8 protein-coding genes and 1 pseudogene are annotated in these 8178 nt (G+C 71.3%); 5 read left to right on the top strand and 4 right to left on the bottom strand.

All coding sequences use genetic code 11. The features are described 5' to 3' along the window. Positions 1-306 precede the first annotated feature (306 nt). Complete coding sequence (locus TR48_RS31640) at positions 307-1578, top strand: globin domain-containing protein (RefSeq protein WP_236652421.1); 1272 nt, start codon at positions 307-309, stop codon at positions 1576-1578. 61 nt (positions 1579-1639) lie between these two features. After that, the gene (locus TR48_RS31645; protein WP_042373784.1) at positions 1640-2248 is read left to right on the top strand and encodes a pyridoxamine 5'-phosphate oxidase family protein; all 609 of its coding nucleotides are present in this window, start codon (positions 1640-1642) and stop codon (positions 2246-2248) included. A 21-nt stretch (positions 2249-2269) separates the two neighbouring features. Here the strand turns inward: TR48_RS31645 and TR48_RS31650 are convergent, their stop codons facing one another. Beyond that, positions 2270-3112, bottom strand: a complete 843-nt coding sequence (locus TR48_RS31650) for an SAM-dependent methyltransferase (protein ID WP_042373785.1) — start codon at positions 3110-3112, stop codon at positions 2270-2272. 126 nt (positions 3113-3238) lie between these two features. Here TR48_RS31650 and TR48_RS31655 point away from each other — a divergent pair, with 126 nt between their 5' ends. Then, positions 3239-3550, top strand: a complete 312-nt coding sequence (locus TR48_RS31655; protein WP_052443210.1) for a DUF302 domain-containing protein — start codon at positions 3239-3241, stop codon at positions 3548-3550. 261 nt (positions 3551-3811) lie between these two features. After that, positions 3812-5719, top strand: coding sequence for an alkaline phosphatase family protein (locus TR48_RS39425; protein ID WP_052443211.1), 1908 nt, complete (start codon positions 3812-3814; stop codon positions 5717-5719). Between the two features lie 33 nt (positions 5720-5752). Here TR48_RS39425 and TR48_RS31665 read toward each other — a convergent pair whose 3' ends face one another. Then, positions 5753-6496 (bottom strand): enoyl-CoA hydratase-related protein, encoded by a 744-nt coding sequence (locus TR48_RS31665; RefSeq protein ID WP_042373786.1) that lies wholly within the window; start codon positions 6494-6496, stop codon positions 5753-5755. A 131-nt stretch (positions 6497-6627) separates the two neighbouring features. Between TR48_RS31665 and TR48_RS31670 the strand changes: the two genes are divergently transcribed. Then, positions 6628-6942, top strand: coding sequence for a hypothetical protein (locus TR48_RS31670; protein ID WP_042373787.1), 315 nt, complete (start codon positions 6628-6630; stop codon positions 6940-6942). Between the two features lie 32 nt (positions 6943-6974). Here TR48_RS31670 and TR48_RS31675 read toward each other — a convergent pair whose 3' ends face one another. Both TR48_RS31675 and TR48_RS46010 read right to left on the bottom strand, forming a co-directional pair. Beyond that, complete coding sequence (locus tag TR48_RS31675; protein ID WP_042373788.1) at positions 6975-7625, bottom strand: Bax inhibitor-1/YccA family protein; 651 nt, start codon at positions 7623-7625, stop codon at positions 6975-6977. 73 nt (positions 7626-7698) lie between these two features. Then, positions 7699-8178 (bottom strand): annotated as a pseudogene (locus TR48_RS46010) (hypothetical protein); the annotation flags it as partial.

Below are 8178 nucleotides of genomic sequence, written 5' to 3' on the forward strand. Positions count from 1 at the left end.
GACTTCGAGCTGATCCGCACCGCGCACCCGAGGCCCCCCGCCGCACGTCAGCGGGGGGCCTCGCCAACTCCTTTTGATTTTTAAAAGGTTGTGACAACCGAGCCTCCCCGGGGCAATCACCTGATGTACATTGGCCAAGCCCAGGAAGATGTGCATGACTTGTAGTGATCTCATGGCCATGCGGAGCCAGGGGTGCCGCTCCTGAGCGCATTGTGAGCAGAATCTGGTCTGCCGTGGTCGCAGTCGTGCCGCGGGGCCAACGGGGGAAGTCATGCGAGGTTCGATCGTGATCGGGAGCATTCCACCGTGTGGTTCCAACCCCGCCAGTCCGCAGGCACGCCCCGGACCGACGTCCCCGGCACGGGCGGCGGGACGACGAGCCCGTCGTCGCCGGACCTCACGGGGGCCGGGGGTGCGGCGGCCGGGGTCCCGACCTTCGGCGGCGGCCTGACGGACCGCGACATCGCCCTGATACGCACGAGCCTGGCCGTGGTCGAGCCGCTCGCCGCGGACATGGCGGTCTACTTCTACTCGATCCTGTTCACCCGCTACCCGCAGGTCAGGGAGATGTTCCCGCCGGGCATGGACGCCCAACGCGGACGCCTGCTGCGTGCCCTGCTCCACATCGTCGATCTGGTCGACGACCCGGAGGGGCTCCAGCACTTCTGCGCTCATCTGGGGCGCGACCACCGCAAGTTCGGCACGGAGAACGCCCACTACGACGCCGTCGGGGCGTGCCTGCTGGCCGCACTGGAGCGGTTCGCGGGGCCGGCGTGGAACGCCGAGGTCGCGCAGGCCTGGACCCGCGCCTACACCGCCGTCGCCCAGACCATGACGCAGGCGGCCGACGAGGACGCCCGTACCCGGCCCGCCCGGTGGCACGCCCGGATCGTGCACCGCCAGGCGTTCTCGGACAGCATCGCGGCGATCACCGTGCAGCCCGACACGCCCTACGAGTACGCCGCCGGACAGTACGTCAGCATGGAGACTCCGTGGTGGCCCCGGGAGTGGCGCTACTACTCCCCCGCCAACGCGCCGCGCCCGGACGGCACGATCACCTTCCACGTCCGCGCCGTGCCGGCCGGCTGGGTCAGCAACGCCCTGGTCAGGCGCTCGAACGTGGGCGACGTGATCCGGCTCGGGCCGCCCCTGGGCGACATGGTGCTCGACCCGGCGTCCGGACGCGACATCCTGTGCGTCGCCGGGGGCACCGGGTTGGCCCCCATCCGCGCCCTGGTGGAGGAGAGCGCCCGCAGCGGCCACGAGCGGCAGATGGACGTCTTCATCGGCGCCCGCACCGCGAACGAGCTCTACGGGCTCGACGAGATGCTCCGCTTCTCGCAGCGCAACCACTGGCTGCGGGTGCGGGCCGCCGTCTCCGACGAGGACATCCTCGGCCTCAGCGGATCGCTGCCGCAGGTGCTCCAGGAGTTCGGGCCCTGGTACCGGCACGACGCCTATCTCAGCGGCCCTGCGTCCATGGTGACCGCCACCGCCGACACGCTCACGCGCACCGGCGTCCCCCGCTCGCGCATCCGCCACGACCCGCTCGACGTGCCGGTCCTGTCCCCGAACTGAGCGGGCCCCGGGCGTTCCCGCCCCTGTGAACACCGACCCTCACCCTCAGGAGCATTTCTTCGTGACCGAGCCCGACCACCGCTTCGGCTCCACCGGCGAACGCGTGCTGCAGCAGAGGCACGGCACCGAAGAACGCGCGGCCGCCTTCTACGACCGGCAGGTGCACCCGTACCTCACGTCCGCGATGAGCGAGTTCATCGCCCGAATGTCGATGGTCTTCCTGTCCACCGCGGACTCCCGCGGCTCGTGCGACGCCAGCTTCCGGGCGGGGCCGCCGGGCTTCGTCCAGGTGCTGAGCGACCGCACCCTGGCGTATCCCGAGTACCGCGGCAACGGGGTCATGGCCAGCGCCGGAAACATCACCGAGAACCCGCACGTCGGCATGCTCTTCATGGACTTCGCCCGGGACCACATCGGGCTGCACGTCAACGGCACCGCGGCGCTGCACCCCGACGACTGGGTACGCCGCTGGTACCCGGACCTCCCGGTCGACCCCGCCCCGGGCCGCCGCCCGGAGCTGTGGGTGCACGTGACCGTCGACGAGGCGTACATCCACTGCTCCAAGCACATCCCGCACCTGGAGCCCGCGGCGCGCCCGCGCGACCCCGAGTCCACGCGCCCCCGGGACCAGCGGTACTTCACCGAACCACTGGTCCCGAGCCACCGTTGAAACCCGGCCCGCCGGAGCGGGCTACCGCTTGACGCCCACGCCGGCATAGAAGGACACCTGTGCGTCCGTCACACTGGTCGGCAGCCGGTCGGCGGCGTCGTCGTCCGGGCGCCAGCGGTGCGCGGTGACGATCCCCGGCTCCAGCAGGTCGAGCCCCTCGAAGAACGTCGCGAACTGCGCGCGCGAGCGGAGCTGGAGGGTGGTCCCCACCTGGTTGTAGATCTCCTGGACCTTCGGCGCTCCGTCGACGTCCAGCTCGGCGGTGGCGTGCGAGAGCACCAGTGCGGAACCGGCCGGAAGGTGCTTGAACAGCCGGTCCACGATGGACCGCGCCTCGTGGACGTCCGGGACGAAGTGCAGCAGCGCCACCATGGACAGCACCACCGGCTGTCCCAGGTCGAGCGTCGCGGCCAGCTGGGGCGCGGCCAGGATCGCCTCTGGGTCGTGCACGTCGCCGTGGATGTAGGCGGTCCGGCCCTCGGGCGTGCTGGTCATCAGAGCCCGCGAGTGGGCGAGCACGACCGGGTCGTTGTCGACGTAGACCACCCGCGCGTCCGGGGCCACGGACTGGGCGACTTCGTGCAGGTTCGGCGAGGTGGGGATGCCGGTGCCGATGTCCAGCCACTGCCGCAGGCCGAGCCGGGCCAACGCCCGGGTGGACCGGCGCATGAAGGCCCGGTTCGCCTGCACCGCCGTCCTCATGTTCGGGAAGACCCCGAGCACCCGCTCGGCGGCCTCGCGGTCGACGGCGTAGTGATCCTTGCCGCCCAGGAAGTAGTCGTACATCCGGGCGCTGTGCGGCACGTCCTGTCGTATCCGGGTGCTGAGCGGCACGTCCTGCGCCACGTCCTCGGCCTCGCTCATCCGTCGCACTTCCCCTCTTGGCTGCGGACCCCCACTCGGCCGAATCATAGTCAAGTCGTTGATCTTCCAGGCAACTTCCGGTCGTGGCGCGGCACGGCTCGGACGGTTGGGTGGTAGACAGGTCCGGTGGCCACCGATGACGCGCAGAGCGGCGCACCGCTCACCCCCGGCCTGGTGAGCGTCCCCAGCCGGTTCCCGGTGGCCCTGACGGTCGAACGCCTGAGGAGCGCCATCGCCGCCAAGGGCCTGACCCTCTTCGCCCTCGTCGACCACAGCGGCGGGGCACGCGACGTGGGCCTGGAGATGAACGACACGCAGCTGCTGGTCTTCGGCAACCCTCGCGGCGGGACGCCGGCCATGGTGGCCCGTCCGCTGCTCGCCATCGAGCTGCCGCTCAAGGCCCTCGTCTGGCGGACGACGACGGGCGGGTGTGGGTGACCTGCCAGGACGCCTCGGACCTGGAAGCGCGGTACCACATGCCGCACGAGCTGATGGCCCCTCTGTCGGGCGTCGGCGCGCTGATCGAGGCGGCGCTCGCCGACTGAACGCACCCGGTTCGAGCGGCGAGCTGCGCACTACTCGCGCTACTCGCCGGTCACCTCAGGTCCGGGCCAGAAGCCCAAGTGTTCCGCCTGACGTTGGATTTCCGTTACTTGGTGGCCTCCGGAAACGAGGGTGAGGGGGCCCAGGATCGCCAACATGTCTGAACAACTTTCCGGACTTCGCAAGCCCCGCACCCTCGCTGCGGCCGCCGCGCTCTCCCTCGCGCTCGTCGCCGCCGGCGGATTCCAGGCCGTCGCGCTCGCCGCCCCCGCCACCGCCTCGGTGACGGCGCCCACCCTCACCGAGACCACCACCGGTCCGGTCTACAAGGGCGACACCGTCAGCTTCTCCTACGCGGTGCCGGCTTCGGACCTCAGCTCCACCAACTGGGTCGGCCTCTACGCCCCGGGCGCCAAGCCCGGCGTGCAGAGCTCCACCAGCTGGCAGTACACCCCCGACGCCAACGGCAGCGTCACCTTCGACACCAGCGCGCTGACCCCCGGCACGTACCAGGTCTACCTGTTCGCGAACAACGGCTACACCGTGCTGTCCGGGCCGGTCGCACTCACCGTCAACGCGGCGCCCACACCGCACCCGACGCCCGAGCCGCCGGCGCCGAAGGTCGGCCCGGGCCCGAACCTGATCGTCAACGGCGACGCCGAGCAGGGCGCCGGCACGATGGTCGGCGTCGACACCAACACCGTCCCGGGCTGGCAGGTCACCGGCCTGCTGAACTCCGTCGCCTACGGCGCGAAGGGCGGCGAGGGGATCACCGACTTCCCCACCCCGACCACGCCGGGCCCGAAGAACCGCGGCCACAACGTCTTCTCCGGCGGTGGCGGCGGCGTCAGCACCGGCGCCCAGACCGCCGACGTGTCGGCCGCGGCCCACCGCATCGACCGCGGCGACGTCACCTACAACCTCACCGGATACCTCGGCGGGTCCGGCGCGATCAGCGACGCCGCCACGGTCACCAGCTACTTCCTCGACGCCCACGGCAAGGTCCTCGGCCACGCGACGCTCAAGCCGGTCACCCGTGAGATGCGCGGCTTCGCGACCGAGCTGCTGCCCGAGCAGGCCGTCGGCAAGGTGCCGCACGGCACCCGCAAGATCCGCACGGTGATGACCATCAGCGGCCCGCAGCCGCACGACCGCCTCGGCCACGCCCAGGGCTACGTCGACGACCTCGCCCTGCACATCTCCGCGCCGGTCCCGGCCCCGCACCCGGCCAAGCCGCCGGTCGCGCACGTGCCCGGCTACGACCACGTCTTCGTGGTCATGATGGAGAACCAGGACTACAACGGCATCATCGGCAACAAGTCGGCGCCGTTCATCAACAGCCTGGTCCCCAAGGGCGCCAACCTGACCAACGCCGTCGCCGAGACCCACCCCAGCGACCCCAACTACGTGGCGCTGGCGGGCGGCAGCCTCTTCGACGTGAACGACAACACGCCGTTCACGAGCACCGTCGACGCCCCCAACATCGGCGACCTGGTCACCAAGGCGGGCGGCAGCTGGCGCGGTTACATGGAGAACGCGGCCGGCCCCTGCGACACCACCTCGCACGGCGCGTACACCATCGACGACCTGCCGTTCTACTTCTTCAAGGACGTCAAGGACAACCCGGCCAACTGCAAGACCCACCTGCTGCCGCAGACGCAGCTCGCGACGGACCTGCAGAAGACCAGCACCACGCCGACCTTCTCCTGGCTCAGCGCGGACGACTGCGACGACATGGAGGGCTGCGGCGTCGCCGCCGGTGACACCTGGCTGAAGAACACCCTCTCGCCGATCTTCAACTCCCCGGCCTGGAAGAGCCAGCGCTCGCTGCTCATCCTCACCTGGGACGAGGACGCGGCCGACGGTCAGCAGCAGCTCCAGCGCATCCCCACCCTGGTCCTCGGCTCGCAGGGCGTCCGCCCTGGGTCGACCAGCGACGTGCGCTACACGCACTACAGCGTGCTGCGCACCGTCGAGGCCGCGCTCCACCTGCCGAGCCTGACCAAGAACGACCTCTACGCCCAGCCCATCACCGGCATCTGGCAGCCGGCTCGCCGCAGCTGACCCGACCGGAACTCCCGATGCGCCGCGGCCGCCTCAGCCGCGGCGCATCGACCACATCTGCGTGGTCCGCTCGAACTGCAGCGCCACTTCCCAGGACATCGGCGTGGCGCCGGTCTCCCGGCGGAAGTTGGCGACGGTGGCACGCGCGAGCTCCGGGTCCCCGGCGACACGCCCGGCCAGCTCCATCGCCCGCGCGGCGAGCCGGTCGGCGTCGACCGCCTCCCAGGCGAGGCCGGCCCGGACGGCCTGCTCGCCGTCCAGCTCCTCGCCGAACAGCGCCATGGCGGCCGTCAGTTCCCGTCCGCCGAGCCGGTCGAGCAGCGTGAAGTGCCCCCCGCCCGGGTGCAGACCGCGCTTGAGGAAGCCGCTGATCAGACGCGCGTCCTTGGCGACGACGCGCAGGTCCGCGGCGAGCATCAGGTTCATCCCGGCGCCGACGGCCGCGCCGTGGACGGCTGCGATCGTCGGCACGGTGACCCGGCCCAGCCGCACGAAGCTCTCGTAGACGGAGCTGAGGTTCGCGAACGCCTCGGCGTCCAGCGGGTCCTTGCCGGCGTCGCCGAGCGTCGAGAGGTCCGCGCCGGCACAGAATCCCTTGCCCGTGCCCCGCACGACCAGCGCGCCGATGCTCGGGTCGCGGTCGACCTCGTCCATCGCCGCGACCATCTCGGCGCACATCCGCAACGTCAGGGCGTTGCGACGCTCGGGTGCGTCCAGGACCAGAACGGCCACGCCGTCGTGGACCTCCAGGGTGGCCTCGGCCTTGGCGTCGGTCATGCGGTGCCCTCCTCGGGACGCGGTCGTGATCCGGTGCCACGAAGGTACCGAGCTCGAACGGACTCGCTGAACCTGCCCCCACGTGGGTAGCAACACCCCGACCATGCCGTCACGGAAGGGGACTCGCGCCCATGTGCAGCAACTGGCGGACCGGATTCACCCGGTGGATCGAGCAGCAAGCACGCGACAACGGCCTCTTCGAGCAGGGCATCCCCGAGGCGTTGCTCTGGTGCTGGAGCACAGCGGCACGCAGCACCGGCCTGGACCCCGAGGACGTCTCCGACATCGCCCGCCTCACCGGAGCGTCCGAGAGCGACGTCGTCGCGGCCTACCAGGGCGACAACGCCCAGTGGGCGGAGCAGCAGGCACGGTTCGAGCAGCCCGACCTGGCGGAGCTCGACGCCCACCTCGACGCGCTGGTGCGTGACCACCTCTCCTCTCCCTGACCTCTTCCCGACCGCGTCTTCGGCGGCCCGGCTCAGTCCCGTCGGCCGCCGAAGATGTTGAGGAAGAAGAGGAACACGTTGAGGACGTCCAGGAAGATCGAGGCGGCCAGCAGCGGCGCCGAGGCGATGTCCTGCGAGCGTCGCAGCCGCTGGAAGTCGAAGAGCGTGAATCCGGCGAAGATGACCAGGCCGACCACGCTGTAGATGAGCGAGCTGTGCGGGATCCGCACGAAGATCGCCACGATGCCGAAGAGCAGCAGGGCCAGCAGCGCCCAGAAGCACATCCGGGCCAGACCGGAAAGGTCCCGGTTGGTGGCGTAGCCGATCGAGCCCAGCGACGCGATGAACAGCGCGGTCGCGCCGCCCGCCTGCCACAGCGCCTGCGGATCGGCCGTGGCGTAGTACACCAGCGTCGGGGCCATGGCGACGCCCATGAGCAGCCCGAACGCGCCGAGCAGCGCCACCGTCGCCTCACGCGAGCGGGTCGCGGCGAACCGCATCCCGAACAGGCACACGAACGCGCCGATGAAGGCGATGAGCCCCGCCCCGTGGGCGAGGTTGCGGCCGAGGTAGGCGCCGAGCGCGAAGAGTCCGGCGGTGGCCGCGACGAAGGTCATGGTGCGCGCGAACAGGGTGTTCGTCGAGATTCCGTAACCCCGCGGCGCGGCTGTGGTGTCGTACATGGTCCTCCTGTACCCACCTGCCCGGGGAAATCCCCGGGGCGCGGGCCGCGATCACGGAAATCGCCCAGCGTGCTCAGGCGCCGCCCGCGCCGACGGCCGCGCGCCGGACGTTCTCCCACTCCTCCTTGAACCCGGGCAGGTAGCGGCGCAGGTGCCCGGCGCTCAGAGTGTCGCCGGTACGGCCGGTGATGCCGTGCTGCTCGAACAGCCAGGTGGCGAGCTGGTCCCCGTCGGGGAACGCACCGTGCCGCTGCGTGTAGTCGACGAACGCGGCCCGGTACCGGTCCACAGCAGTCCCCTGCCCGGCCATCCCGGCACGCCCCCCACCCGCACCCGCCTGCGGCCCAGCGTTGACCTCCGGCCCGGGTCCGGCGGCAGCATTCGCCTGCGGCACGGCCCCCGCGGCCGCCTGCGGCGCAAGTGCGGCACCCGCCGCCTGCGCGGGCACGGCTGCCTGCGGCGCAAGTGCCGCATCGGCTGCCTGTCCGCCCACTGCCGCCTGCGGCGCAGGCGCGGCACCCGCCGCCTGCGCGGGCACGGCTGCCTGCGGCAC

Source organism: Streptacidiphilus neutrinimicus (genome assembly GCF_000787815.1).
Classification (GTDB): Bacteria; Actinomycetota; Actinomycetes; order Streptomycetales; family Streptomycetaceae; genus Streptacidiphilus; species Streptacidiphilus neutrinimicus.